Origin of the sequence: Stenotrophomonas sp. AB1(2024) (assembly GCF_037482345.1) — a bacterium.
Taxonomy (GTDB): Bacteria; Pseudomonadota; Gammaproteobacteria; order Xanthomonadales; family Xanthomonadaceae; genus Stenotrophomonas.
The window spans coordinates 2,406,794-2,431,637 of record NZ_JBBHKO020000001.1; the positions used below are offsets into that span (position 1 = coordinate 2,406,794).

General features: G+C 65.6%; 26 protein-coding genes and 1 pseudogene. 18 read left to right on the forward strand and 9 right to left on the reverse strand.

Annotated features, from left to right (window positions below):
• Window positions 1-41: 41 nt before the first annotated feature.
• The 6 genes from WIX41_RS11000 (at window position 42) to WIX41_RS11025 (ending at window position 4,752) form a co-directional block, all read left to right on the forward strand.
• The gene (locus WIX41_RS11000; protein ID WP_339447462.1) at window positions 42-518 is read left to right on the forward strand and encodes a DUF2244 domain-containing protein; all 477 of its coding nucleotides are present in this window, start codon (window positions 42-44) and stop codon (window positions 516-518) included.
• An 11-nt stretch (window positions 519-529) separates the two neighbouring features.
• Window positions 530-1,465 (forward strand): cytochrome c oxidase subunit II, encoded by a 936-nt coding sequence (gene coxB / locus WIX41_RS11005; protein WP_339447464.1) that lies wholly within the window; start codon window positions 530-532, stop codon window positions 1,463-1,465.
• Window positions 1,466-1,527: 62 nt separating this feature from the next.
• Window positions 1,528-3,138, forward strand: a complete 1,611-nt coding sequence (gene ctaD, locus WIX41_RS11010) for a cytochrome c oxidase subunit I (RefSeq protein ID WP_339447466.1) — start codon at window positions 1,528-1,530, stop codon at window positions 3,136-3,138.
• Between the two features lie 8 nt (window positions 3,139-3,146).
• Window positions 3,147-3,275 carry a hypothetical protein gene (locus WIX41_RS11015; protein WP_339447468.1) on the forward strand — a complete coding sequence of 43 codons (129 nt, stop codon included), beginning with the start codon at window positions 3,147-3,149 and terminating at the stop codon, window positions 3,273-3,275.
• Entirely contained in the window at window positions 3,272-3,853 is a 582-nt protein-coding gene (locus tag WIX41_RS11020) for a cytochrome c oxidase assembly protein (RefSeq protein WP_339447470.1), read from the forward strand. The genes WIX41_RS11015 and WIX41_RS11020 overlap by 4 nt, the downstream gene beginning before the upstream one ends.
• A 20-nt stretch (window positions 3,854-3,873) precedes the next feature.
• Window positions 3,874-4,752 carry a cytochrome c oxidase subunit 3 gene (locus tag WIX41_RS11025; RefSeq protein ID WP_339447472.1) on the forward strand — a complete coding sequence of 293 codons (879 nt, stop codon included), beginning with the start codon at window positions 3,874-3,876 and terminating at the stop codon, window positions 4,750-4,752.
• A gap of 12 nt (window positions 4,753-4,764) precedes the next feature.
• Here WIX41_RS11025 and WIX41_RS11030 read toward each other — a convergent pair whose 3' ends face one another.
• Window positions 4,765-4,983 (reverse strand): twin transmembrane helix small protein, encoded by a 219-nt coding sequence (locus WIX41_RS11030; protein ID WP_068848753.1) that lies wholly within the window; start codon window positions 4,981-4,983, stop codon window positions 4,765-4,767.
• Between the two features lie 57 nt (window positions 4,984-5,040).
• Between WIX41_RS11030 and WIX41_RS11035 the strand changes: the two genes are divergently transcribed.
• From WIX41_RS11035 to WIX41_RS11065, 7 genes and pseudogenes are all read left to right on the forward strand, one after another.
• A complete protein-coding gene (locus tag WIX41_RS11035) occupies window positions 5,041-5,760 on the forward strand; it encodes an SURF1 family protein (RefSeq protein WP_409187369.1) in 720 nt (239 codons plus the stop codon).
• An 82-nt stretch (window positions 5,761-5,842) separates the two neighbouring features.
• On the forward strand, window positions 5,843-6,415 hold the full coding sequence (locus WIX41_RS11040) for a hypothetical protein (RefSeq protein ID WP_339447478.1): 573 nt from the start codon (window positions 5,843-5,845) through the stop codon (window positions 6,413-6,415).
• A 10-nt stretch (window positions 6,416-6,425) separates the two neighbouring features.
• Window positions 6,426-7,586: pseudogene (locus tag WIX41_RS11045) on the forward strand (COX15/CtaA family protein); the annotation flags it as partial.
• A gap of 143 nt (window positions 7,587-7,729) precedes the next feature.
• A complete protein-coding gene (gene cyoE, locus WIX41_RS11050; RefSeq protein ID WP_339447482.1) occupies window positions 7,730-8,620 on the forward strand; it encodes a heme o synthase in 891 nt (296 codons plus the stop codon).
• Window positions 8,621-8,761: 141 nt separating this feature from the next.
• Window positions 8,762-9,589, forward strand: a complete 828-nt coding sequence (locus tag WIX41_RS11055) for a hypothetical protein (RefSeq protein ID WP_339447483.1) — start codon at window positions 8,762-8,764, stop codon at window positions 9,587-9,589.
• A 488-nt stretch (window positions 9,590-10,077) separates the two neighbouring features.
• Entirely contained in the window at window positions 10,078-10,377 is a 300-nt protein-coding gene (locus WIX41_RS11060) for a hypothetical protein (RefSeq protein ID WP_339447485.1), read from the forward strand.
• A gap of 5 nt (window positions 10,378-10,382) precedes the next feature.
• A complete protein-coding gene (locus WIX41_RS11065; RefSeq protein WP_339447487.1) occupies window positions 10,383-11,123 on the forward strand; it encodes a hypothetical protein in 741 nt (246 codons plus the stop codon).
• 87 nt (window positions 11,124-11,210) lie between these two features.
• Here WIX41_RS11065 and WIX41_RS11070 read toward each other — a convergent pair whose 3' ends face one another.
• The 6 genes from WIX41_RS11070 to rpsU form a co-directional block, all read right to left on the reverse strand.
• Complete coding sequence (locus tag WIX41_RS11070) at window positions 11,211-12,179, reverse strand: bile acid:sodium symporter family protein (RefSeq protein ID WP_339447489.1); 969 nt, start codon at window positions 12,177-12,179, stop codon at window positions 11,211-11,213.
• A gap of 52 nt (window positions 12,180-12,231) precedes the next feature.
• A complete protein-coding gene (locus WIX41_RS11075; RefSeq protein WP_339447491.1) occupies window positions 12,232-12,897 on the reverse strand; it encodes a protein tyrosine phosphatase family protein in 666 nt (221 codons plus the stop codon).
• Between the two features lie 24 nt (window positions 12,898-12,921).
• Window positions 12,922-14,646, reverse strand: coding sequence for a DNA primase (dnaG, locus tag WIX41_RS11080; protein WP_339447493.1), 1,725 nt, complete (start codon window positions 14,644-14,646; stop codon window positions 12,922-12,924).
• Window positions 14,647-14,711: 65 nt separating this feature from the next.
• Window positions 14,712-15,662 carry a YihY/virulence factor BrkB family protein gene (locus WIX41_RS11085; protein WP_339447495.1) on the reverse strand — a complete coding sequence of 317 codons (951 nt, stop codon included), beginning with the start codon at window positions 15,660-15,662 and terminating at the stop codon, window positions 14,712-14,714.
• A 78-nt stretch (window positions 15,663-15,740) separates the two neighbouring features.
• A complete protein-coding gene (locus WIX41_RS11090) occupies window positions 15,741-16,187 on the reverse strand; it encodes a GatB/YqeY domain-containing protein (RefSeq protein ID WP_339447497.1) in 447 nt (148 codons plus the stop codon).
• A gap of 133 nt (window positions 16,188-16,320) precedes the next feature.
• A complete protein-coding gene (rpsU, locus tag WIX41_RS11095) occupies window positions 16,321-16,536 on the reverse strand; it encodes a 30S ribosomal protein S21 (protein ID WP_002808376.1) in 216 nt (71 codons plus the stop codon).
• Between the two features lie 167 nt (window positions 16,537-16,703).
• On the opposite strand from rpsU, the gene tsaD reads away from it, so the two are divergent.
• Window positions 16,704-17,729 carry a tRNA (adenosine(37)-N6)-threonylcarbamoyltransferase complex transferase subunit TsaD gene (gene tsaD, locus WIX41_RS11100; RefSeq protein WP_339447499.1) on the forward strand — a complete coding sequence of 342 codons (1,026 nt, stop codon included), beginning with the start codon at window positions 16,704-16,706 and terminating at the stop codon, window positions 17,727-17,729.
• Here the strand turns inward: tsaD and WIX41_RS11105 are convergent.
• Entirely contained in the window at window positions 17,689-18,378 is a 690-nt protein-coding gene (locus WIX41_RS11105; protein WP_339447501.1) for a hypothetical protein, read from the reverse strand. The genes tsaD and WIX41_RS11105 overlap by 41 nt on opposite strands.
• A gap of 359 nt (window positions 18,379-18,737) precedes the next feature.
• Between WIX41_RS11105 and folB the strand changes: the two genes are divergently transcribed.
• The 4 genes from folB to WIX41_RS11125 all read left to right on the forward strand — a co-directional run bounded on the left by folB (window position 18,738) and on the right by WIX41_RS11125 (window position 23,525).
• Window positions 18,738-19,091 (forward strand): dihydroneopterin aldolase, encoded by a 354-nt coding sequence (folB, locus tag WIX41_RS11110; RefSeq protein ID WP_339447503.1) that lies wholly within the window; start codon window positions 18,738-18,740, stop codon window positions 19,089-19,091.
• 90 nt (window positions 19,092-19,181) lie between these two features.
• Complete coding sequence (locus tag WIX41_RS11115; protein WP_339447505.1) at window positions 19,182-20,453, forward strand: mechanosensitive ion channel family protein; 1,272 nt, start codon at window positions 19,182-19,184, stop codon at window positions 20,451-20,453.
• Window positions 20,454-20,589: 136 nt separating this feature from the next.
• Window positions 20,590-22,764, forward strand: a complete 2,175-nt coding sequence (gene bglX / locus WIX41_RS11120; protein ID WP_339447506.1) for a beta-glucosidase BglX — start codon at window positions 20,590-20,592, stop codon at window positions 22,762-22,764.
• A gap of 137 nt (window positions 22,765-22,901) precedes the next feature.
• On the forward strand, window positions 22,902-23,525 hold the full coding sequence (locus WIX41_RS11125) for a hypothetical protein (RefSeq protein WP_339447507.1): 624 nt from the start codon (window positions 22,902-22,904) through the stop codon (window positions 23,523-23,525).
• A 113-nt stretch (window positions 23,526-23,638) separates the two neighbouring features.
• Here the strand turns inward: WIX41_RS11125 and WIX41_RS11130 are convergent, their stop codons facing one another.
• Entirely contained in the window at window positions 23,639-24,796 is a 1,158-nt protein-coding gene (locus WIX41_RS11130; protein WP_339447509.1) for a PQQ-dependent sugar dehydrogenase, read from the reverse strand.
• Window positions 24,797-24,844: the final 48 nt, after the last annotated feature.

Here is a 24,844-nt window from a genome sequence, read left to right on the forward strand (position 1 = left end):
CATCGAGACGTTTCCCGCGGCAGGAAAAACGCGGTTGCGACATGATCGAGGTGCTGACAGCTCCGGACGGATCAGAAACGCAACTGCGGCTGCGTCCCCCACGGGCGCTCGATGCCCGGCAGTTCGTCCTGTTGTTTGCTGTGTTGTCGGGGGTGATGTGGCTGGTGGCGGCCCTGGGCTGGTTCACCGGCAACGCGTTCGCCCCCCTGTTCGCGCTGCTGTACAGCCTGTTGCTGGCAGCGGCACTGCGTGTGTTGTGGCGTAGTGGTGAACGGCAGGAAGAAATCCGGGTAGTGCCGGCGTGCGTGGAGGTGATCCCCGCACCCGGTCAATCGCCGGTGTTCAGTGCACACCCCCATTGGGTGCGGCTGATCGCCGACGAGCAGAGGGTCCGGCTTGCGTCCAGCGGTAGGCAGGTGGAAGTGGGGAGTTTCCTCGCACCAGCCGAACGCCAGGCACTGGCAGAGACACTAGAAGGCTTGCTCGCGGCCAGCGATGGCTGCAACCGACGACGCTAAGGGTCTAGGCAATGAAGCAACGCAGAAAGTGGGGCACGAAGTTCGCTAAGGCAGTGGGGTGTGGGGCAGCGCTGATGGCGCCGGCACTGGCGTGGGCCCAATCGGCCGACCCGGTTCCGTGGCAGCTGAACATGGGCAAGGGGGTGACCCAGAGCTCGCGGTTGGCCTGGGAATCCAACATGTTCTCGCTGTGGGTGTGTACGGTCATCGGCGTGCTGGTGTTCGGCGCGATGTTCTATGCCATCTTCAAGTTCCGCAAATCCAAGGGGGCGGTTGCCGCCACCTTCAGCCACAACACCAGGGCAGAGGTCATCTGGACAGTCATTCCGGTGATCATCCTGGTGGTGATGGCGTGGCCGGCCACGGCCAACCTGATCAAGTTCTACGACACCCGCGACGCCGAAATGACCGTCAAGGTCACCGGCTACCAGTGGATGTGGAAGTACGAGTACCTGGGTGAAGACGTCACCTTCACCAGCCGCCTGGACCGCGAATCGGACCGGGTCCGGCAGAGCGGCAAGGTGCCCGACCGCGAAAGCCACCCGCATTACCTGCTCGACGTGGACAACCGCCTGGTGTTGCCGGTCGATACCAAGGTGCGTTTCGTCATCACCTCCGATGACGTGATCCACGCCTGGTGGGTGCCGGCGCTGGGCTGGAAGCAGGATGCCATTCCCGGTTTCGTCAACGAAGCCTGGACCAACATCGAGAAGGTCGGCGTGTACCGCGGCCAGTGTGCCGAGCTGTGCGGCAAGGACCATGGCTTCATGCCCATCGTGGTGGAAGCGGTGTCCAGGGAAGATTTCCAGAAGTGGCTGGCCGACAAGCGGCCCAAGGCACCCGATCCGGTTCCCGCACCCGCGGCGCCGGAAGCCACCCCTGAACCATCGGCTCCTGTTGCGCCCGCACCTGACGCTGCACCCGCACCGGCGCCTGAAAACGCCTGAGAACCGAACCGCGCGCGCCGCATGGCGCGCGTTGATACCAGAACCAACGAGGTGTAGTGGCGATGGCGCATTCCGCAGTTGATCACGACGGGCATCACGGGCATCAGCAGTCGTTCTTCGAACGTTGGTTCTTCTCGACCAACCACAAGGACATCGGCACGCTCTACCTGCTCTTCAGCTTCATCATGTTCATCATCGGCGCGGCGATGAGCGTGATCATCCGTGCCGAGCTGATGCAGCCGGGCCTGCAGTTCGTCAAGCCGGAAACCTTCAACCAGCTCACCACCGTGCACGCGCTGGTGATGATCTTCGGTGGCGTCATGCCGGCCTTCGTCGGCCTGGCCAACTGGATGATCCCGCTGCAGGTCGGCGCGCCGGACATGGCGCTGCCGCGCATGAACAACTGGTCGTTCTGGCTGTTGCCGGTGGCCTTCAGCCTGCTGTTGATGACTTTCCTGCTGCCGGGTGGTGCGCCGGCCGGCGGCTGGACCCTGTACCCGCCGCTGTCGCTGCAGGGCGGCTACAACGTGGCCTTCACCGTGTTCGCCATCCACGTGGCCGGCATCAGTTCGATCATGGGCGCGATCAACATCATCGCCACCGTGCTCAACATGCGCGCCCCGGGCATCGACCTGCTGAAGATGCCGATCTTCTGCTGGTCCTGGTTGATCACCGCCTTCCTGCTGATCGCCGTGATGCCGGTGCTGGCCGGTGCGGTGACCATGCTGCTCACCGACAAGTTCTTCGGCACCAGCTTCTTCAATGCGGCCGGCGGCGGCGACCCGGTGATGTTCCAGCACATCTTCTGGTTCTTCGGCCACCCGGAGGTGTACATCATGATCCTGCCGGCGTTCGGCGTGGTCAGCGAAATCATCCCCACCTTCAGCCGCAAGCCGCTGTTCGGTTACCAGGCCATGGTCTACGCGATCGCCGCGATCGCCTTCCTGTCCTTCATCGTCTGGGCCCACCACATGTTCACCGTGGGTATGCCGCTGGGCGGCGAAATCTACTTCATGTTCGCCACCATGCTGATCTCCATCCCCACCGGGGTGAAGGTGTTCAACTGGGTCAGCACCATGTGGCGCGGTTCGCTCACCTTCGAAGCGCCCATGCTGTGGGCGGTGGCCTTCGTGATCCTGTTCACCATCGGCGGCTTCTCCGGCCTGATGCTGGCGATCGTGGTGGCCGACTTCCAGTATCACGACACCTACTTCGTGGTCGCGCACTTCCACTACGTGCTGGTGACCGGCGCGGTGTTCGGGCTGATCGCGGCGGTGTACTACTGGTGGCCGAAGTGGACCGGGCGCATGTACAGCGAGTTCTGGGCCAAGGTGCACTTCTGGTGGTCCATCGTGTTCGTGAACCTGCTGTTCTTCCCGCAGCACTTCCTGGGCCTGGCTGGCATGCCGCGCCGCATTCCCGATTACAGCGTGGCCTTCGCCGACTGGAACCTGATCAGCTCGATCGGCGCGTTCGGCATGTTCGTCACGCCCTTCATGATGGCCGCGATCCTGATCGCCTCGCTGCGCAACGGCGAGAAGGCAGCCGACCGTTCCTGGGAAGGCGCGCGCGGGCTGGAATGGACGATCCCGTCACCGGCACCGGCACATACCTTCACCGTGCCGCCGACCATCCGCCCGGGCGATCTTGCCCATGACGACATCACCCACTGAGGTCCGCCATGCATGACGTCCAACAACAGGATCTGGCCGCCCGCCGCCAACGTGCACGGCGCACCGCGCTGTGGGTCGGGGCGGTGGCGATACTGGTCTACGTCGGCTTCATCCTGAGCGGGGTGCTGGGCCGATGAGCGACACCCGTCCCGCACCGCATGCCGGGCTGCCGCGCCTGATCGCGGTGGCGGTGGCGGTGTTCGTGCTCACCTTCTCGCTGGTGCCGCTGTACCGCATCGCCTGCGAGAAGGTGTTCGGGGTGCGGCTGGAGCGTGGCCCTGGCGCGGCGGCAGCCGGTGCACCGGGCGCGGCCAAGCGCACCGTGCGGGTGCAGTTCGATGGCGGCGTGAACTCCAGGCTGCCGTGGGCGTTCCATCCCGAGCAGCTGACCATGGACGTGGTGCCCGGCGAGCTCAACGAGGCGCTGTACTACGCGCGCAACGACAGCGACCGCGCGCTGGTTGGCAGCGCGGTGCCCTCGGTAGCCCCGGCCAAGGCCTCGGGTTACTTCAGCAAGACCGAATGCTTCTGCTTCACCGCCCAGACCCTGGTGGCCGGTGAGAAGCGCGACATGCCGGTACGTTTCATCGTCGACCCGGACCTGCCGGCCAACATCAAGACCATCACCCTGTCCTACACGTTCTACAAGAACGACGCGCTGTCGGCGCAGTTGGCAACGGCGACCCCGCCGGCCACCGCGCGCTCGGCACCCTGATACGTACCCGGATACCGATTATGGCCGCCCAGCACAGCCCCGATGCCAACGTGTATTTCGTACCCACGCACAGCAAGTGGCCCTTCATCGGCTCCATCGCGATGATGGTCACCATGGTTGGCGTGGCCAGCTGGCTCAATGACGCCGGCTGGGGCAAGTGGACCTTCTACGCCGGCATCGCGATGCTGGTGCTTACCCTGTTCTGGTGGTTCAGCGATGTGGTGCGCGAATCGCAGGCCGGCCACTACAACCACCAGGTCGACGGCTCGTTCCGGATGGGCATGGTGTGGTTCATCTTCTCCGAAGTGATGTTCTTCGGTGCCTTCTTCGGCGCGCTGTTCTACACCCGCAACCTGGGCCTGCCGTGGCTGGGCGGCGAGGGCGACGGGGTGATGACCAACGAACTGCTCTGGGATGGCTATTCCGCCGCGTGGCCCACCAACGGCCCCGGCGCCATCGGCGGCCACTTCCAGACCATTCCGGCATGGGGCCTGCCGCTGATCAACACGCTGATCCTGCTTAGCTCCGGCGTCACCCTCACCATCGCCCACCACGCGCTCAAGGCCGGCCGCCGCCGCCAGCTGCTGGTGTGGCTGGGCATCACCGTGCTGCTGGGCGCGTTCTTCCTCACCCTGCAGGCCGAGGAATACATCCACGCCTACAAGGAGCTCAACCTCACGCTGGGCTCGGGCATTTACGGCTCCACGTTCTTCATGCTCACCGGCTTCCACGGTGCGCACGTGCTGCTGGGCACGATCATGCTGATCGTGATGTGGCTGCGCTCGGCCAAGGGCCACTTCACCCGCGACAACCACTTCGGTTTCGAAGCCGCCGCGTGGTACTGGCACTTCGTGGACGTGGTGTGGCTGATGCTGTTCCTGTTCGTCTACGTGCTGTAGCGTCGGGCGGTATCAACCGCCCACGCCGTGGGGTTTGATCCAGCCGCTGTAGATGCCGATGGCCACCAGCACGATCAGCGCCACCGATACTGCGATGCGGCGGGTGAGCGCATTGACCGTGCGCTTGGTCTGGCCACGGTCGACCAGCAGGTAGTACAGCCCCGCGCCCAGATTCCAGACGATGACGATCAGAAACGCGATTACCAGCAGGGTCTTCAACGAATCATTCATGCGCGGCTCAAGGGCAGGGCGGGTATGCCTATCTGACCGCGTTTTGCCGGCGTTGTCATGATGCGCAAGCACACGCGCCTGATCGGCTGGGTGGCCGCCGTGCTGGTGATCATCGCGTTCTGCCAGCTGGGCCGCTGGCAGCTGCAGCGCATGCACGAAAAACAGGCTTTGCTGGACCAGCAGGTGCCGGCCCGCGCACAGACCCTCACCCTGGCCAGGGCCCAGGCTGCCCCCGGGCAACTGCGCTGGGTGGAGGACCACGGCCGCTTCCTGCCAGGCACGCTGCTGCTGGACAACCAGACCCGCGAAGGCCGCGCCGGCATCAAGGTGTACCAGCCCTTCCGCAGCGACGGCGGCGCGGTGGTGCTGGTCGACCTGGGCTGGTTGCCGATGCCGGGTGACCGCACGCTGCCGGCCATCGTGCCGCGCGAAGGCACGGCACGCGTGGCCGGCCTGCTGGCACCACCGCCAGCCAGCGGCCTGGCGCTGGGTCCGGCGCTGACCCCGGCCACGCAGCCAGGCGTGTGGCTGGCCAACCGCATGCCGCCTGCTGAAGTGTCCGCGGCGCTGGGCCTGCCGCCCGACAGCCTGCGCAGCCTGGTACTGCGCCTGGACCCCGCGCTGCCCGGCGGTTACGCCCGCGACCTGGAGCTGTTGCCCAACACCCTGCCACCCAGCCGCCACCTCGGCTACGCCGTGCAGTGGTTCGGCCTGGCCCTGACCGTGCTGATCGTCGCCCTCATTCTCGAATGGCGCCGGGCACGACCACCCCGGTAGCGCCGGGCGTTGCCCGGTCCACGTAGCGCCCAATCACCCGCAGCCCCGGCACTCCTCCTCCTTCCATGAGAAAATCCCACGCATGAATGCCATCACCCCGGAACAGCTCAAGGCCCGCAACCGTGGCCGCTGGACCCTGGTTGCCCTGTTCGGCCTGTTCTTCGGGGTCATGGCGCTGGCCGGCGTGCTGCGCTTCGCCGGCTGGCAGCCGGCCGCCCACCGCAACACCGGCGAAGTCCTCAAGCCCGTGGTGGACGCGCGCGCGCTGCCGCCGACCCTGGCCAACGGCGAACCGTACCCGTGGAACCCCGATGCGCACGTCTGGCGCATCCTGGTGGCGCCCGCGCCGGACTGTGCGGAGTGCGTCACTTTGTCGCAGGGATTGGGCAAGGTGTGGCAGCTGTTCGGCCATAGGGCCGATAATGTCGAGATCCTGTGGCTGGGTACGCCGCCGGCCGAGGTCCAGGGCCTTCCCGCCCTGCGCGTGCTGGCCCCCCAGCCGAACCTGCGTGCCGCCTTGCCCGCCGTGGATGACGCCGCCGGCACGCCTGTCTATGTCATCGACCCCAATGGGTTCGTGATCATGCGGTATGCGCCGGGATTCGAATTGGCCGGTCTGCGCAAGGACATGGCCACGCTGTTGAAACTGAAGTGAGTTCCGTTTGATGAACCCCACCGCGCGCCCGGCGCTGCATCGCAATTTCCACCGTCTGGCGTGGTTCGCCCTGATCATGACGGCCAGCACGATCATGTTCGGTTCGTTCGTGCGCCTGTCCGACGCCGGCCTGAGCTGCCCGGACTGGCCGACCTGCTATGGCCGCGTGACCTGGCCGCAGCATGCGCAGGACGTGATCGGCCACGAAGCGGCCAAGATCCGCCCGCTGGAGACCCACAAGGCGTGGCGCGAGCAGGTGCACCGTTTCCTGGCCGGCGCGCTGGGCATTGAAATCCTCGTCCTGGCACTGCTGGCCACGCGCCGCCGGCGCTGGGGCACCACCGCCGTGGTCACCGCGTGCGTGCTGGTGGCCACCGGCATACCGCTCTACATGATGGGTATGCACGTGCCCGCGAGCATCCTGGCCATCACCGGCGAAGCCATCCTGCTGATCGCCGCGTTGCGCTGGAACAACATCGACCTTTCCCGCGCGGCATTGCTGACGCTGGCGGTGGTGATCTTCCAGGCGCTGCTGGGCATGTGGACCGTGACCCTGCTGCTCAAACCCATCGTGGTGATGGGCCACCTGCTTGGCGGCATGCTGATGTTCGGGCTGCTGGTGTGGATGGCGTGGCGCGCCACGCACATGCCGATCACGTTGGTGGAAGCGCCGAAGCTGAAGTGGCTGCTGCGCATCGGCGTGGCGGTGCTGGTGATGCAGATCGCATTGGGTGGCTGGGTCAGCGCCAACTACGCCGCGCTGGCCTGCGGCGGTGGCAGCGCCTCACTGGATAATTTCCCGCGCTGCGTGAGCCAGTGGTGGCCGCAGCACGACTTCAAGGAAGGCTTCACGCTGTGGCGTGGCATTGGCGTGGATTACGAAGGGGGCGTGCTGGATGGCGCTTCGCGCATTGCCATCCAGATGGCGCATCGCATGTTCGCCATCGTGGTGGCGGTGTACCTGCTGTGGCTGGCGGTGCGGCTGTACCGGCTGCCGAGCATGCGTGGCTGGGCCAGCGCGCTGGGGTTGCTGGTGGTGCTGCAGATCACCCTGGGCATCCTGAACGTGAAGCTGGCCGTGCCGCTGGAAGTGGCGGTGGCGCACAGCGGTGGGGCGGTCGCCCTGCTGTTTGTGCTGGTCACGCTGCTGGCGCGGTTGCGTGCACCGGATGCGGCTCGTGATGCTTCAGTAGAGCCGCCCCCGAAGTTCGGCGGCGGCGTCGAAGGCGCAGGGGCGTGGAAGAACGCCCCTCATGGCCGCGATTCGCACAGCGAATCGCGGGAGCAGTCGCGCGCAGCCGCGAGTGCGGCACCATGAGCAGTTATCGTCAATATTGGGACCTTACGAAGCCGAAGGTCGTGGCGTTGATCGTGTTCACCGCGCTGGTGGGCATGTTCCTGGCCATTCCCGCGCTGCCCACTGCCGAGCAGGCGCTGCGCGGGGCGCTCGGGTTCCTGGGCATCTGGCTGGCAGCCTCGGCTGCAGCCGCGATCAACCAACTGCTGGACGCGCAGATCGATGCGCAGATGGCGCGCACCTCATGGCGGCCGCTGGTGGTGGGCAAGGTGAAGCCCTGGCAGGTGCTGGTGTTTGCCGGCGCGCTGATCGTGCTGTCGATGACCATCCTCGTGCTGTGGGTCAACATCATTACCGCCGTGCTGACCTTCGCCTCGCTGATTGGCTATGCGGTGATCTACACCGTGTACCTCAAGCGCGCGACCTCGCAGAACATCGTCATCGGCGGTCTCGCCGGCGCCACCCCGCCACTGCTGGGCTGGGCGGCGATCACCGGCATGCAGGGCCCGTGGGACTGGGCCTATGCCTCGCTGCTGGTGCTGATCATCTTCATCTGGACCCCGCCGCACTTCTGGGCGCTGGCGATCTTCCGCCGCGAGGATTACGCCAAGGCCAAGATCCCGATGCTGCCGGTCACCCACGGTGTGGCGTATACCCGCAAGTCGATCCTGGTCTACTCCATCGTGCTGGCCATCGTCAGCATCCTGCCCACCGTGGTGGGCATGAGCGGCCTGTTCTACCTGGGCGGCGCGGTGGTGCTCAACGCCGTGTTCGTCTGGTACGCCTGGCGCATGCTCAACCCGCCGGATGAGCTGTTCTCGATGAAGATGTTCGGCTATTCCATCGTCTATCTGATGGCGCTGTTCGCGTTCCTGATGGTGGACCATTGGATGCTGCCGTTCCTGTGATCGAAAGGCGGCCGGGCAGAGCCCGGCGCTACGAACGGGTCCGGATGGAACAGGGTCATCCCGTCGCCATTGCCGGTGCCCGGCCTTGAATCCGGAAATCGCGTCGCCATTGCTTTCATGACCCCAACAGGACGTGACGGCATGAAGCGATGGCTCTGGATGGCCGTGATGGTGGCTTCGATGATGTACGGCGGCACCGCCATTGCCGCGCCCGCAACGGGCGTGGAGGGCACTGCCACGCAGATCATGACCCTGGCCGGTGATGAGCGCCTGCTGGTACTGGGCGAATACCACGGCACCGCTGAAACGCCGCTGCTGGTGGCCGAGCTGGTGGAGCGTTACAGCCGCGACAACGCGCCGGTGCGACTGGGCTTGGAACTGCCGATGAGCGAGAATGCCGCGCTGGCGCGCTACCTGCGCTCCAACGGCGATGCAGATGCGTGGGAAGCACTGCGCACCTCGCCGTTCTGGCGGGTGAAGGACGACCAGCACGACGGACGCCGCAGCCGCGACATGCTGGCGCTGATCGAAACGCTGCGCGCGCTGCGCGTGCAGGGGCGGGACATCGGCGTGGCCGGCTACGACATTGAAATCAGTGCGTACGACAGCGCTGTAGATCGCGACTCTGCGATGGCCACGCACCTGCGCCAGCAGTTCAATGCACTGCCGGCCGGGACGCGGATGCTGGTGCTCACCGGCAACGTGCACGCGATGCGCAACCCCCCGGCGGGTGCGCCGCCGGAGATGCAGCACCGCACCATGGCCGCACAGCTGCTGGACCTGCCGCTGTACAGCGTGCGCCTGGAAGCGCTGCGTGGCTATTTCTGGGGCTGCATGAAACCCTGCCGCGCGCTCACGCTTCGCGAATTGCCGGCGCAGGATCCGGTCGTCAAAACGGATCCGGAGCGGTCCTATGACGCGTGGGTGCATCTGCCGGAGCTGAGCGTGGGGACGCTGACAGATCCGTAGCGCGGCCGAATCCCGAGAATGCGGTGCGCTGGTAGGGGCGCTTCCCAAACGACCACACGTAAACACGATCAGCTCTGTAGGGCATGACCTTCGCCGTAGTTGGGCGTCGGAAGCGCCGTTACGTTTGCGACCGCGCTCACCGTCCGCTAATCAACGATGGGGCGATTCTTCGCATCCTGCGGACGCGCCGCTCGTGCATCCATGCGCAGTGTCATTTGGGAAGCGACCCTGCCGGCAGGCCACTCACATGGATGGCGCTTGAGGCACGGTTTTTTGTAAGGAACCCCCGCGCCGAGGGGTGGGGAACTAATTGCACGACGTGCAACGATACACAGCGCTCACTTTCATCAGAAACAACCCCGTAGAAGTGACGTCGCGAGACTTTGCTCGCGCAATCTGATGGTGCTCAAGTGACGTCCATAAGAGACATCGGGGCCGTAGCCGTGACGGCTATCGCCCTACTCGCTAGTGCAGAAGCATCTGCTGCGATGAAAACCCTGAGTCGTGCCAACTGTCTGTTGTTCGTCAACGAATCAATCACGTATGACAGACCACTTTTCAGGAGAATGCCGGGATCAGCCGCGAGCACACATCATGCGCAAGGTGAACTGAAGCCGAGGCACACTCTGGGGGCGCCCAACAATGGAGCGGTTTGGTGGCGGTTTCGCGCGGGCGACCAGTCGCACAACGAGCGGATCACGGTGAAGGGCTATCACACCTGGATTTTCAGAGGCAAGGTAAATACCGAAAACACTTACGCAGTCAACTGCAATCTGACCGAATGGTGACCTTCATGAATTATTTGGCCGTGTCGTTGCTAGTTGCTACGTCGCTGTACAGTGCCCCGAGCTTCAGCGCTCAGGACGAAGTGGATGCAGTAGGAAAGTGGTTGAATGAGCGAACCATGCGCGCCGCAATGGAAGACAGCAGCAATGGTGTGCGCCGCTCGTCGGAGCAGGGTACTTATCAGGTCATTCCCTTGTCTGAATTGGATGCACCCGAAGAAGTCAAGCAACACTTCCGTGCCGAAATAGCCCTAAGTCGAGCCGGAGTGAGGCGGGTTCCCAATGGCGAGATCCCATCGCAGGGCCAGCTGACCTCTTCGCTTCCGAGAACCGTACGTTCCAACGCAGAACTGCGTAGGCGATTGCCTTCGCCGCCATCCGATCTCCAAAGCACGATTCTCGGTGCGGCGGAGCTGATCGGAATGGAGCCGAGCGGCGCACTGGATGGGCTCAAATCCACCGGTCTAACCCGATTCTATCGCGTGAATGGAGTGGGTATTGTCGAGTTCAATGAACACAACTTTCGTGCACCAGGCAGCAAGGTGGAGGTGATTGCAGAGTTTCAGAACATCCGCGTTAACGGTGTGCCTGCGCAGCTGGAACAAGTTTCGGATGATCTTGGGCGCAGCCGCGCAACGTTGGCATGGGCAGGGGATAACAAGGCCTACTCGCTGATCGCTATCGGGGAAGGCGACGTGGAGCGAATAGCGATCCATTTGCAGCAGATTGCTGAAGCCGTGAAGGACTGAAGTAGTCGGCAGGATCATCCACCGGATGCTCCTGCCAGGCTTCGAGAGGAGCGGGCCTGATCGAAGCTGGCGGAACCGGTGCGCGTCTTATGGCGACCGCGCATACCGCTGCGCGACCACCGCGCAGACGATCAGCTGGATCTGGTGGTAGATCATGATCGGCAACACGATAGCGCCCAGGCTGCCGCCGGCGAACAGGATCTTGGCCATCGGCACGCCGGTGGCCAGGCTCTTCTTCGAGCCGCAGAACAGGATGGTGATGCGGTCTTCGCGGTTGAAGCCCAACCGCCGTGCCAGCAGGTTGATCAGCGGCATGGCGATGCCCAGCAGTACAGCCGCGACCACTGCAACGGCAAGCAGCGAGAGCAGGGGTGTCTTGCTCCACAACCCTTCGTTCACTGCTTCACCGAAGGCCGAGTACACCACTAGCAGGATCGTGCCCTGGTCGGTGTAGCGCAGCAGCGCGCGCTGCCGTTCCACCCAGCGGGCGATCCACGGGCGCAGCAGGTGGCCGGCCACGAACGGCACCAGCAACTGCAGCATGATGCCCAGGATGGCCTGGCCGGGGTTGTGCATGCCGCCGGCGGTGCCGGCCAGCAGGGCAAGCAGCAGCGGGGTGAGGAACACGCCCAGGATGCTGGACAGCGATGCACTGACCACCGCAGCGGGCACGTTGCCGCGCGCCAGCGAGGTAAATGCGATCGACGACTGCACCGTGGACGGCAGCGCGCACAGGAACAGCACACCAAGGTACAGCTCCGGGGTGAGCAGCCAGCCATCGAGTGGTTTGAACGCCAGCCCCAGCAGCGGGAACAGCACGAACGTGCAGGCCAGGATGGTCAGGTGCAGCCGCCAGTGCAGCAGCCCGGCCACGATCGATTCGCGCGGCAGGCGCGCACCGTGCAGGAAGAACAGCGCGGCAATGGCCACGTCGGTGACATCGTCCAGCACCATGGCGGCGGCGCCGTGCATCGGCAGGAAGGAGGCCAGCAGCACGGTGCCGAGCAGGGCGAGGGTGAAGTTGTCCGGTCGCAGGCGCGACCACCAGCGGGTCATGGTGGGCAGGTTCCTGTAGAGCAGAGGAAAAGAGGGTGACGCGGGGGCAGGATCAACGCGCGGTGTCCCGCTCGAGCAAGGTGCGCGTTTGTGCTTCCAGCGAGGTCATGCCGGCCTCGCGGCCAAACTGCAGGGCATTGTCGACCGATGCGCCCTGTTGCGCTTTCATCAGCGCCAGCAGTGCGCCGACGCGGTTGCCGGAGGCGCAGTGCAGCAGGACCGGGCCACCGGCCTGGGTCAGCGCGGTCTGCAGCGCCCGCACGTTGGCGGGGGTCAGGCCGGCGGCGCCGGCGACGGGGATGCGTACGTAGCGCAGGCCAAGTTGCGCGACGCTGTCGGTCTCATCGTAGCCGCGCGCCTCGTCGGGTTGTCGCAGGTCGATGATGGTGGTGATACCGATGGAAGCAGCCTGTTGCAGTTGCGTCGCAGTCGGTTGACCGCCGGTATAGAGGCTTTCGTCCGGTTGGTGGAAAGCGGTGAGAAAGTCGGCTTCGGCCAGCGGGGCAGAGCCCCGCTCTACGGTGTCGGGCCGCGCGGCGCCGGCGGGTGGCGCCGCTCCGGCGGGCGGCGGGGTCGGGGACGGGGCGGTCGATGCGGTGGTCGCTGCCTGCGTGACCTGCCGGGTAGAGCGGGGCTCTGCCCCGCTGCTCTCCGCAGCCAGCAACGCCAGGCACATCACACAGGCACAGAAGAAGGCGGGGCGGTTCCAACGTTGCATCACTTCACCTTCCTCCCTCATCGGTCAACGCAGCGTGGCGCGCGCCTTCAACAGCTCGCGCAGTTCGTACTTGTCAGTATCGTCCAGACCCTGCTGTCGCTGCTTTGCCTGAAGCTCCTCAAGACGTTGCAGCAACAGTTGTTTTTCCAGCTGCGCCACCGCATCGTGCAGCTCCTGGTTCCACATCGCCTCATCGCCGGGCAGTGTCTGTGCGGCCAGCTTGTGCAGCGATTCCTGCTCTTCGCGGCCGTCGAAATGCTCCAGCAGCGCGCCGGTGCTGATGTCCGGGCGTTGTTCGACCAGGGTCAGCAGTTCGATCAGCAGTTCCACGCCAGGCAGGCGCAGGCCGCTGAAGTGATGGCCTTCCAGCGTCATCGCCAGTGAGGGCTGCTGCAGCAGGATGGCAATGGCCGCGCGCACCAGGCTGCGCCGCTGCGCAGGTGCCACGGCGCGTGCCGGCGGGCGCGATGCCGGCGCGGCAGCCGGTCTGGCGCCCAACCCGGTCAACGTGGCCAGCTGCTGCTTCATCAGATCGCCGAAGGCGCCATCGGGAATCTGCGCCAGCATCGGCCGCGCGCGCTCGGCCAGGCGTGCCTTGCCGTCCAGCGTGGCCATGTTGACCTCGCGGGTGAGCTCGTCGAAGAAGAACTGCGACAACGGCGTGGCCTGCTTGAGGCGCTCGTCGAAGCCGTCCTTGCCTTCCTTGCGCACGATGGTGTCCGGGTCTTCGCCATCGGGCAGGAACAGGAAGAACGCCTGTCGCCCATCCTTCATGCGCGGCAGCACCGACTCCAGCGCGCGCCAGCCGGCGCGGCGGCCGGCGGCGTCGCCGTCGAAGCAGAAGAACACGTCCGGCGCGTTGCGGAACAGCAGCTCGGCGTGGTCCGGCGTGGTCGCCGTGCCCAGCGTGGCCACCGCCTGGGTAACCCCGAACTGGAACAGCGATACCACGTCCATGTAGCCTTCAACCACGATCAGCCGTTCGATCTTCTGGTTGGCCTGGCGTACCTGCCACAGGCCGTACAGCTCGCGGCCCTTGTGGAACAGCGCGGTTTCCGGCGAATTGAGGTACTTGGGGCCGTCATCCTTCTCCATCACCCGGCCGCCATAGGCGATCACGCGCCCGCGCCGGTCGAAGATCGGGAACATCACCCGGTCGCGGAACTTGTCGTAGACATGGCCGCGGTCGTTCTTGGAAAACAGCCCGGCGCGGTCGAGCAGCTTCATGCGCCGCTCGTCCTTGCCCAGCGCATCCTTCAGCGCGCTGTAGCCATCGGGCGCGTAGCCGATCGCAAAGCGCGTGCGGTTTTCTTCGTCCACGCCACGCTGGTCCAGGTAGGCACGGGCAGTGTCGCTGCCCTCCAGCGACTTCTGGAAGAAGCGCGTGGCCGCATCCAGCGCGGCATACAGCTCGCGGCTGTCGTCCTGCTGCTGGGCGGTGCGCGGCTGCGTATCGCGGGGTACTTCCATGCCCACGCGCTTGGCCAGCTCATCGACCGCGTCGAGGAACTCCAGCCGGTCGTAGTTCATCAGGAAGCTGATCGCCGTGCCGTGCGCGCCGCAGCCGAAGCAGTGGTAGAACTGCTTGGTGGGCGACACCGTGAACGAGGCCGAGCGCTCGTCATGGAACGGGCAGCGTGCCGAATACTCCTTGCCCTGGCGCTTCAACGGCACGCGGCTGCCCACCACTTCGACGATGTCGGAGCGGGCCAGCAGGTCGTCGATGAATGCGTCGGGGATACGGGCCATGGGCAGCAGGCAGGGGGCACGGCCGGTAACGGCCACGCACGGAAGCGGGGGACCCCGCTAGTCTACTAGCTGGCGGCGCCTTCGCCCGGTTTCGGCGGCATGATGCCGGCCTCGGCCAGGTGGATGCGGGCGCGCAGGCGCTCGTCGATCACTGCGGTCATCAATGCACCCACGAAGAACACCACCGTGGCGTAGTAGATCCACACCAGCGAGATCACCAGCGCGCCCATCGAGCCGTAGGCGCTGCCCGGTGCCACCGTGGCGATGTACAGCCCGATCGCATAGCGGCCCAGCGCGAACAGCGCCGAAGTGATGGCCCCGCCAATGAAGGCCTGCCGCCAGGCCACGCGGCGGTCGGGCAGGTAGTGGTAGAGGAAGGCAAATCCCGCCGTGTACAGCAGCAGGCTGGTCAGGTAGCCGATCGCCGGCAGTACCGAAGGCAGCTGCGCGAAGACCACCTGCAGCATGGTGGTGGCGGTCATCGACAGGATCAGCAGGAAGCCCAGCGCCAGCACCACACCGAAGGAGAACACGCGCTTGCGCAGCCAGGCCACGATCCCGTCCAGGCGCTCGCCGGTGGTGTTGAAGATCAGATTGAGCGCGTTCTGCAGCTGGGCGAACACCGCCGTGGCGCCGATGAACAGCAGCAGCGTGCTCCACAACCCCGCCAGCGAGCCAACGTCGGGCTGGTTGTCGGCGTTCTTGAGCACGGTATCGGCCACGGTGGCCGCGCTGCTGCCGGCCACATCGTTGATCTGGCCGATCAGCGCCTGCTGCGCGGGCGGGTACAGCGACGCGGTGAGCCACAGCAGCAGCACCAGTAACGGGGCCATCGACAGCAACGCATAGAAGGACACCGACGCAGCCTGGGTCAGCACGTCCACTTCGACGAAGCGTTTGCCCACGGCGACCGGGAAGCTGCATTCAAGCCGGTCCACGTACTTGCGCAGGCGGGGCGGAACGCGGGAAGGATCGTGCGCGTGCTCGGGCGCGGGAGAAGGCGGCAGCAAAGACATGCCTGGATTTCTAACAGGCCCGGTTCGAAGACCGGGTGAAACGCGGGCAGCAACCGTGGGTCGCTGCCCGCATCAACATCAGGCGGCGAAGTGCGCCTTGACCAGCTTGGACACCAGGCCCATGTCGGCCTGGCCCGCCAGCTTCGGCTTCAGCGCGCCCATCAGCTTGCCCATGTCGGCGGCGCTGGTGGCGCCGGTTTCGGCAATGGCGGCCTGGATCGCAACCACGATCTCGGCTTCGCCCATCTTGGCCGGCAGGTAGGTGTCGATGACCACCAGCTCATCGCGCTCGATCTGCGCCAGGTCTTCACGGTTGGCCGCTTCGTACTGGCTGACCGAGTCCTTGCGCTGCTTGACCATCTTGTCCAGCACGGCGATGACAGCGGTGTCGTCCAGCTCGATGCGCTCGTCCACTTCACGCTGCTTGATGGCGGCGTTGATCAGGCGGATCACGCCCAGCTTGTGCTTTTCGCCCGCCTTCATGGCGGCCTTCATGTCTTCGGTGAGCTGCAGTTTCAGGCTCATGGAACACCTCGTTCGGTGAAAGGGTGGGGCAGGGACTGGATCGATGGAAACGCAAAAAGCCGGTAACGCTCGCGCGTTCCGGCTTCGGCTCCGCCGCGACAGGACCAGCCTGCCGCATCGAAGTTGCGTCCGATCAGTACAGGCGCTGACGCTTGGTGACGTCGCGCGACGAGCGGCGCAGCTGACGCTTCACAGCAGCGGCAGCCTTACGCTTGCGCTCCTGGGTCGGCTTTTCGTAGAACTCGCGCTTGCGGGTTTCGGCCAGCACGCCGGCCTTTTCGCAGGTGCGCTTGAAGCGACGGAGCGCAAACTCGAAGGGCTCGTTCTCGCGGACTTTAACGCTGGGCATGGAATCTCCGGGACACAGTAGAACCGGGTCACGCCCGGTGAGAGCCGCACATTATAGCGGCGACAAAAGAACTTGCAACCCACCCCGGCAAACCTCCTGGCCTGGGGTAGTGAAGGGCACGTCGGCGGTACGTCTGCCAAGGCCTCAAGAGGTCCATAATACCGGTTATGCGAGTCCTTGGTATCGAATCTTCCTGCGATGAGACCGGCGTAGCGGTGTACGACACCGCCATGGCCGGCCCGGACGCCCTGCGCGCCCATGCCGTCTACAGCCAGATCGCCCTTCACGCCGAATACGGCGGGGTGGTGCCTGAACTGGCCAGCCGCGACCACGTGCGCAAACTGCTGCCGCTGATCCGCCAGACCCTGGCCGAGGCCGGGCTGGGCGTGGGCGACATCGACGGGGTGGCCTATACGGCCGGCCCCGGTCTGGTCGGCGCCCTGTTGGTAGGGGCCGGCGTGGCCCGTTCGCTGGCCTGGGCGTTGGAGGTGCCGGCGGTGGGTGTCCATCATATGGAAGGCCACCTGCTGGCCCCGCTGATGGAGGAAGACCCGCCGGAGCCGCCGTTCGTGGCCCTGCTGGTGTCCGGCGGGCATACCCAGCTGGTGGCGGTGGACCGGATCGGCCAGTACCGCCTGCTGGGCGAGACCCTGGACGATGCCGCCGGCGAAGCCTTCGACAAGACCGCCAAGCTCATGGGCCTGCCGTACCCGGGCGGCCCGCAGCTGGCTGCCTTGGCCGAACAGGGCACCCCGGGCAGGTTCAGGTTCACCCGCCCCATGACCGACCGGCCCGGGCTGGATTTCAGCTTCTCCGGCCTGAAGACCCAGGTGCTGCTGGCCTGGCGCGACAGCGGCCAGAGCGAGCAGACCCGCGCCGACATCGCGCGCGGCTTTGAAGACGCGGTGGTCGAAACGCTGGCCATCAAATGCGAGCGCGCGCTGGATGCGGCCGGCACCGACGTGATCGTCGTGGCCGGTGGCGTGGGCGCCAACAAGCGCCTTCGGGCCCGACTGCAGCAGATGGCGCAGCGCCGTGGCGGCCGCGCCTGCTTCCCGCGTCCTTCGCTGTGCACCGACAACGGCGCCATGATCGCCTTCGCCGGCGCGCTTCGCCTGGAAGCGGGCCAGCACAATCCGCCGCAGGTGCAGGTCACCCCGCGTTGGGACATGGCGACGCTGCCGGCGGTGTAAAGCGGCTGGGCCCCTGAATCAGCAGCGCGGAAACGGTCTGTCGTATCTGCATCCACTGCCCGACATGGGGACACCGTAGTCGTACCAGCCTCAAGATGGTCGTCAGGTCCTCGTCCAGGTCGCGACCGAAGATGGGTTCATGGTGGGCAATACGATTTCGCAGGTGGCGCACCCGCTCCAGGTCGGCGAACGTCCGAGCCCTTGTTTGACGGGCGGGATCGCTCGAACCGGGCATTACCCGTTGAATCGTCTTGGACCATAGAGACTGGTCAAAGCGCTGGGTGAACATGTGCTGCCAGAATGCAAAGCGCAGCCCGGCCACAACTGATGGGGTGGATGAGCATGAACCGGCGGCGCGACGCAGTTCATCTCTCGCGTTGTAACCACCCGCACTGCCTGGAAGGCTCAGCCGAAGGCCGTCCTGCCAAGGCCATGCTGGCCCATGCCTTAGCGCGATCGCGTCCGCGACTGCATTGCGGATGACGATTTCGCAGGTGTGGAGTGGCAGCATGAACGCGCAGCTGATATGCATGTTCCATTCGTACAGCTCAAATGCATGGGTGTGCCCGGCCATGCGTGCGGCAGCTGCTTCATAAGTCTGCAGGCGTTCTGCAGAGAACGATCTGTGGATGAGATGCCTGTCGCGCATCGCGCGCTCCGCTATGCAGTGTCGGCTGATCTTGAGGGATGATGGTTTCTGTCCCAATCAGGAAAACGATCTTTGGAGAGTAGGCATCAGCCATCAGCACCGCAATTGCGAGGGCCGTCGCGAAACGGTGATCTGCCGGTTGACCGACCGCGGCTGGACGCCTACGGTAGCTGCGAGTGCCGCCGGGACCAGCTTATGGGGAGACCCATTTCCCCCGGGGACGTTGGCAGTAAGCAAAGGGCCCCGCGCGGGGCCCTTTGTCTTTTTCGGCCCTTTTTCGGCCGAGTGCGGCCAGCCCATTCGCGGCACGTTCCGGCCCAGCCCGTTACCATGGATGCCATCTTTCATGTGGCACTGCTATGGACAAGGTATTCATCGAAGGGCTTGAGATCGATGCCCTGATCGGGATCTACGACTGGGAACGGCGGATCCGCCAGACCCTGCGCTTCGATCTGGAAATGGGTTTTGACAACCGCACGCCGGCGGCCAGCGACGACATCGCCGACACCCTGAACTACAAGGCCGTGAGCAAGCGGATCGAGCAGTTCGTGCGCGAGTCCGATTTCGGTCTGGTCGAAACGCTGGCCGAACGTATCGCCGAGATCGTGCTGCGCGAATTCAACGTGCAGTGGCTGCGCCTGAAGCTCAGCAAGCCCGGCGCGGTCCGTGGCGCCAAGGCAGTCGGCGTCATCATCGAACGAAGCGCCGGCTGAAGCACCGCCACACGTCCCCGCACGCCGGGTAGCACCGGGTAGCGCCGACTGTTAGTCGGCCCTCGCACTCTCAAGAGAAACCGACACACGATGGTAGACGCCGTAATCGCAGTACAGCTGCTCGAAAACCTGCAAAACACCCTCGAACCCTGGCCCTGGGCCTACACGACCATCGTGCTCTGCGCCCTGGCCCTCGCCGCCTGGCTGGCCAACTTCGTCACCAAGCGCATCCTGCTGCGCGGCCTGCGCCGGCTGGTGCGCCGCCTGCCGGGCAACGGCGGCAGCGAGGGCGGCAGCAACCTGCGGGTGATCTCGCGGCTGGCCAACGTGGTGCCCAGCATGGTCATCGCCGTCGGCATCCGGATCGTGCCGGACCTGCCGCCGGAGCTGGTGAAGTTCATCATTGGTGCCTGTACGGCCTGGGCGGCACTGACGGTCGCGCTGGCCATCTCGCACGCGCTGGATGCGGCCAACGAGCTGTACGAACGCCGTCCGGATTCACGCAACAAGCCGATCAAGGGCTACCTGCAGGTCGTGAAGATCGTGGTCTTCGTGGCGGCGGGGCTGGTCATCGTTTCTGAACTGCTGGGCTTGAAGGTGGGCCCGCTGATCACCGGCCTGGGCGCCGCCACCGCCGTGCTGATGCTGATCTTCCAGGACACCATCCTGTCGCTGGTGGCCAGCGTGCAGATCAGCGGCGATGGCCGCGTGCGGCTGGGCGACTGGATCGAAATGCCCAGCCAGAACGCCGACGGCGATGTGATCGACATCGCCCTGCACACCATCACCGTGCAGAACTGGGACAAGACCATCACCACCATTCCGACCAAGAAGCTGGTCACCGAATCGTTCAAGAACTGGCGCGGCATGCAGGAAGCCGGTGGGCGCCGGATCAAGCGCGCGTTGTACCTGGACCAGCACAGCGTGGGCTTCGTGGACGCGCAGGCGCTGCAGCGGCTGGAGCAGTTCGCGGTGCTGGGCGACTACCTGCGTGAAAAGCAGGCCGAGCTCACCCAGTGGAACATTCAGCTGCAGGCGCAGGGCGTAGCGGCGGTCAACGCGCGCCGGGTCACCAACCTGGGCACCTTCCGCGCCTACGTGGAGCGCTACCTGCGCCAGCACCCCGGTATCCATACGGATATGACCTTGCTGGTACGGCAGCTGCAGCCCACCACCGAAGGCCTGCCGCTGGAGGTGTACTGCTTTACCCGCACCACGGCGTGGGCGGGCTATGAAGGCATCCAGTCGGATGTGTTCGACCACCTGTTGGCGATCCTGCCGGCATTCGGGCTGCGTGTGTTCCAGGCCTCCAGCGATGCCATGTTGATGGCCACCCAGCAGCAGCGGGCTGCCGCAGAGTAAGCTCCTGTGCCCCGCGCGCTGCTTCGGCGGCGCCGGGATTTCCCTCCGGGGACGAAAAATGAACGTCAAAATCCTCCACAACGGGCCCGGGAACGCTAGAATCCCGGCCTTGTAAACGTTTTCATAAGGATAGCCGGTGGCCTCCGATCGCATCGAAACCCTCATTGCCCAGATGACCGTCGAAGAAAAAGTCGGCCAGCTGGGGGTGTTCGCGGACATGGTTCGGCCGTTCGCGCCGGACGTGAATCCCGAAGCCAATGTCAGCAACGCCGACCAGGTGCTGCAGCAGGTGCGCGAGGGCAAGGTGGGCTCGCTGTTCAACGGCGTGGGCGTGGAAGCCGGTCGCCGCATCCAGCAGGTGGCGCTGGAAGAAAGCCGCCTTGGCATTCCGGTGATCCTGGCCGCCGATGTCATCCATGGCATGCGCACCGTGTTCCCGATCCCGCTGGGTGAAGCGGCCAGCTTCGAGCCGGGCCTGGCCGAGCGCACCGCGCGCGCCACCGCCGTAGAAGCCACCGCTTCGGGCCTGCACTGGACCTATGCCCCGGCCGTGGATATTGCCCGCGACCAGCGCTGGGGCCGTGGTGCCGAAGGCGCCGGTGAAGACGTGGTGCTGGGCTGTGCGTTTGCCGCCGCCCGCGTGCGCGGCTTCCAGGGCCCGGACCTGCGCGCGGCCGACGCGCTGCTGGCCACGCCCAAGCACTTCGCCGCCTACGGCGCGGTGATGGCCGGCATGGAATACAACATGGTGGACATCTCCCCGCAGACCCTGCGCGATGTGCACCTGCCGCCGTTCAAGGCCGCCTTCGAGGCCGGCGCGATCAGCGTGATGTCCTCTTTCAACGACATCAACGGCGTGCCCGCCAGCGCCAACGCCGAACTGCTCACCGACATCCTGCGCGGTGAATGGCAGTTCCCGGGCGTGGTGATTTCAGATTACACCGCCGATATGGAACTGGTCGCCCACGGTTACGCTGCCGACGACCGCGACGCCACCGCCAAGGCCTTCACCGCCGGCCTGGACCTGAGCATGCAGAGCGGCTTCTACGCCGAACACCTGCCTGGCCTGATCGACAGCGGCGAAGTGCCGATGGCCACGCTGGATGAATCGGTGCGCCGCATCCTCAGCCTGAAAGAAGCGATCGGCCTGTTCGACGATCCGTACCGGTCGCTGGATCCGGTACGCGAAGCCGATACCTCGCACATCGCCGCGCACGACGAACTCTCGCGCGATGCCGCGCGCCGTTCCATCGTGCTGCTCAAGAACGACAACAACGTGCTGCCGCTGCGCAAGGCGGGGCAGAAGATCGCCCTGATCGGCCCGTTCGTGCAGGACCGCGACAACATCGAAGGCTGCTGGACGTTGTTCGGCGACAAGTCACGCTACGTCACCCTGGAAGCCGGCGTGCGCGCGGCGATCAACGATGAAAACCTGCTGGAAATCGTGCCCGGCTGTGATCTCGAAGCGGCCGTGCAGGATGGCATCGAACAGGCCGTCGCCGCTGCGCTGCGTGCAGACGTGGTGGTGCTGGCGCTGGGCGAACCGCAGCGTTACAGCGGCGAAGCGCAGTCGCGGGTGGAAATCACCCTGCCGGCGGCGCAGCAGGCACTGGCCGAAGCAGTGGCGATGACCGGCAAGCCGCTGGTGGTGCTGCTGCGCAATGGTCGTGCGCTGGCGCTGCAGGGTGCGGTGCGCAATGCCCAGGCCGTGGCCATCACCTGGTACCTGGGCACCCAGACCGGCCCGGCCGTGGCCGACGTGCTGTTCGGCGATTACAACCCCTCCGGGCGCCTGCCGGTGAGCTTCCCGCAGGTGTCGGGCCAGCAGCCGTTCTTCTACAACCACCCGCGCACCGGCCGCCCGGAACTGCCGACCATGTCGGAGTTCAAGGCACGCTGGCGCGAGATCCCGAACGCGGCGCTGTATCCGTTCGGGCATGGCATCGGCTACACCAGCTTCGGTTATGGCGTGCCGCAGCTGAGCTGCGACACGCTGGGTTGGGAAGACACGCTGGAGATCACCACCACGCTGACCAACACCGGTGCGGTGGCGGGCGAGGAAGTGGTGCAGCTGTACATCCACGACCGCGTGGCCAGCCGCGTGCGGCCGGTGCGTGAGCTGAAGGATTTCCGCAAGATCGCCTTGCAGCCGGGCGAAAGCACCGACGTGCGCTTCTCGCTGGACCGCCACGCGCTGGGCTTCACCGGGCGCGATGGCGTGTTCCGTGCCGAGCCGGGCCAGTTCGATCTGTGGGTGTGTGCGTCGTCGGCGAGTGGTGAGCCGGTGGTGTTCGAGTTGCTGGCCAAGTGACGTAGCGCCGGGCTCTGCCCGGCGATCCTGCTGGCTATCACCGCGAGGTTGCCAGGCAGGGCCTGGCACTACCCGTCATCGGTATTGCACGCGCTGCGGGCTACGCTGGCATCTTCGAGATGCCGACGGAGCTGCACATGCGCCTGATCAATATCCTGCTTCCCACGCTGATGCTGGCTGCCTGCAGCCAGCCCACGGCGCCGGCCGATGAGGTGGCAACGCCATCGACATCGCCGCCGTCCACCACGCCCACTGCCCCTGAAGATGCGCCACAGGCGGGCGTGTCCCCGGATGCAGTGGAACCCGGCAGCGCGCCTGCGCCGGATACCGCACCGCCAGTGGCGGGGACGGATTCGGCGGCTGCGCCCGCTGACGCGTTGACCGAAGCCGAAGGTGCCGCACGCGAGCGCATCACCAAGCTGTTCGGCGATGCCGAGCCGTATGAAGGCGTGTTCAACCAATTGCAGCGTGGCGTAGCCGCAGGTGATCGCGCCGCCGTGGCCGGCCTGATGCGTTACCCGGTGCGGGTCACCATTGGCGGCAAGAACCAGAACGTGGCCGATGCCGCCGCCTTCCAGCGCGACTACGACAAGATCGTGACCCCGGCGCTGGCCAAGCTGATTGCCGGGCAGACGTTCGACACGTTGTTCGTCAACGGGCAGGGGGTGATGCTGGGCCAGGGCGAGGTGTGGATCAACGGCACGTGCCTGGACAAGGACTGCGCCAAGGCCGAAGTGAAGGTCAACAACATCGGCCAGTAGAGCCAGGCCCTGCCTGGCTGCACGTCATTCCAGCGGAATGCACCGGCGTTTGGTCATCGCGCGGCGCGGCCGTCCGGAAGGCGCCGGGCATTGCCCGGCGCCCGCAATCTCCATCAACCCTTCGGCGTCAGCTTCAACAGCTTGCCGTTGCTGCCATCTTCCAGCAGCCAGATCGCGCCGTCCGGGCCCTGTTCCACTTCGCGGATGCGCTGGCCCATCAGGAAACGCTCGGCTTCGCGCGCGTTGTCGCCGTCAAACGCCACCCGCACCAGCGAGGTGGACGACAGCCCGCCGATGAAACCGTTGCCGGCCCACTGTGGGAACAGCTTGCCGCTGTAGATGATGAAACCGGCCGGTGAAATCACCGGGGTCCAGGTGACCTTCGGTGCGGCAAATTCCTTGCGCGTGCTGTGGTCCGGAATGTCACGGCCGTCGTAGTGATTGCCGTTGGACACGATCGGGTAACCGTAATTGGCACCGCGCGTGATCAGGTTCAGCTCATCGCCACCGGCTGGACCCATCTCGTGCACCCACAGCTTGCCGCGTGCGTCGAAGGCGATACCCAGCGCATTGCGATGGCCCAACGACCACACCTGCGCGGCCACGCCGCCCTTTGAGGCGAACGGATTGTCGGCCGGCACGCTGCCGTCGTCGTTGAGGCGGATGATCTTGCCCAGGTTGCCGGACATGTCCTGCGCGGGGTCGAACTTCTGGCGCTCGCTGGAGGTGATCCACAGCTTGCCATCCGGCCCGAACGCCAGGCGGTGGCCGTAGTGACCCTTGCCTTCCACCTTCGGGGTCTGGCGCCAGATCACCTTGAAGTCTTCCAGCGTGCCGCTGCCATCGGCGGCCAGCACCAGCTTGGCGCGACCGACCGCCGCGCCGCGGGTGTCGTTCTCGCCTTCCTCGGCGTAACTCAGGTATACCAGTTTGTTCGCGGCGAACTTCGGGTGCGGCAGCACATCGCCGAAGCCGCCCTGGCCGCCGTAGGCGACCTTCGGCACGCCCTTGATCTCCGCGCTCTTGCGGGTGGCCAGGTTGAAGTGCTTCAACCTGCCTTCCTTCTCGGTCACCAGCAGGCTGCCATCGGGCAGGAAGCTCATCGCCCAGGGCTGGTCGAAGGTCGCGAATTCAGCTGCGGTGAACGGCCATTGCGCCTTTTCCAGTGCAGGCGCGGACGCTGCCCCGGGCGTATCGGCGGCCACGCAGGCAGTGGTGAACAGGGCCGGGGTGGCGGTGAGGGCAAGGCTGAGCAGCAGGCGGCGGGTCATGGGAAATCTCCGGAAGGGGACGCAAATGGCCAGCCGCAGTTGTACACC

Bases quoted from the DNA above. Each gene is read 5' to 3' on its own strand.
- WIX41_RS11000 (WP_339447462.1), top strand. From the start codon at position 42: ATGATCGAGGTGCTGACAGCTCCGGACGGATCAGAAACGCAACTGCGG.
- coxB (WP_339447464.1), top strand. From the start codon at position 530: ATGAAGCAACGCAGAAAGTGGGGCACGAAGTTCGCTAAGGCAGTGGGG.
- ctaD (WP_339447466.1), top strand. From the start codon at position 1,528: ATGGCGCATTCCGCAGTTGATCACGACGGGCATCACGGGCATCAGCAG.
- WIX41_RS11015 (WP_339447468.1), top strand. From the start codon at position 3,147: ATGCATGACGTCCAACAACAGGATCTGGCCGCCCGCCGCCAACGTGCA.
- WIX41_RS11020 (WP_339447470.1), top strand. From the start codon at position 3,272: ATGAGCGACACCCGTCCCGCACCGCATGCCGGGCTGCCGCGCCTGATC.
- WIX41_RS11025 (WP_339447472.1), top strand. From the start codon at position 3,874: ATGGCCGCCCAGCACAGCCCCGATGCCAACGTGTATTTCGTACCCACG.
- WIX41_RS11030 (WP_068848753.1), bottom strand. From the start codon at position 4,983: ATGAATGATTCGTTGAAGACCCTGCTGGTAATCGCGTTTCTGATCGTC.
- WIX41_RS11035 (WP_409187369.1), top strand. From the start codon at position 5,041: ATGATGCGCAAGCACACGCGCCTGATCGGCTGGGTGGCCGCCGTGCTG.
- WIX41_RS11040 (WP_339447478.1), top strand. From the start codon at position 5,843: ATGAATGCCATCACCCCGGAACAGCTCAAGGCCCGCAACCGTGGCCGC.
- cyoE (WP_339447482.1), top strand. From the start codon at position 7,730: ATGAGCAGTTATCGTCAATATTGGGACCTTACGAAGCCGAAGGTCGTG.
- WIX41_RS11055 (WP_339447483.1), top strand. From the start codon at position 8,762: ATGAAGCGATGGCTCTGGATGGCCGTGATGGTGGCTTCGATGATGTAC.
- WIX41_RS11060 (WP_339447485.1), top strand. From the start codon at position 10,078: ATGAAAACCCTGAGTCGTGCCAACTGTCTGTTGTTCGTCAACGAATCA.
- WIX41_RS11065 (WP_339447487.1), top strand. From the start codon at position 10,383: ATGAATTATTTGGCCGTGTCGTTGCTAGTTGCTACGTCGCTGTACAGT.
- WIX41_RS11070 (WP_339447489.1), bottom strand. From the start codon at position 12,179: ATGACCCGCTGGTGGTCGCGCCTGCGACCGGACAACTTCACCCTCGCC.
- WIX41_RS11075 (WP_339447491.1), bottom strand. From the start codon at position 12,897: ATGCAACGTTGGAACCGCCCCGCCTTCTTCTGTGCCTGTGTGATGTGC.
- dnaG (WP_339447493.1), bottom strand. From the start codon at position 14,646: ATGGCCCGTATCCCCGACGCATTCATCGACGACCTGCTGGCCCGCTCC.
- WIX41_RS11085 (WP_339447495.1), bottom strand. From the start codon at position 15,662: ATGTCTTTGCTGCCGCCTTCTCCCGCGCCCGAGCACGCGCACGATCCT.
- WIX41_RS11090 (WP_339447497.1), bottom strand. From the start codon at position 16,187: ATGAGCCTGAAACTGCAGCTCACCGAAGACATGAAGGCCGCCATGAAG.
- rpsU (WP_002808376.1), bottom strand. From the start codon at position 16,536: ATGCCCAGCGTTAAAGTCCGCGAGAACGAGCCCTTCGAGTTTGCGCTC.
- tsaD (WP_339447499.1), top strand. From the start codon at position 16,704: ATGCGAGTCCTTGGTATCGAATCTTCCTGCGATGAGACCGGCGTAGCG.
- WIX41_RS11105 (WP_339447501.1), bottom strand. From the start codon at position 18,378: ATGCGCGACAGGCATCTCATCCACAGATCGTTCTCTGCAGAACGCCTG.
- folB (WP_339447503.1), top strand. From the start codon at position 18,738: ATGGACAAGGTATTCATCGAAGGGCTTGAGATCGATGCCCTGATCGGG.
- WIX41_RS11115 (WP_339447505.1), top strand. From the start codon at position 19,182: ATGGTAGACGCCGTAATCGCAGTACAGCTGCTCGAAAACCTGCAAAAC.
- WIX41_RS11125 (WP_339447507.1), top strand. From the start codon at position 22,902: ATGCGCCTGATCAATATCCTGCTTCCCACGCTGATGCTGGCTGCCTGC.
- WIX41_RS11130 (WP_339447509.1), bottom strand. From the start codon at position 24,796: ATGACCCGCCGCCTGCTGCTCAGCCTTGCCCTCACCGCCACCCCGGCC.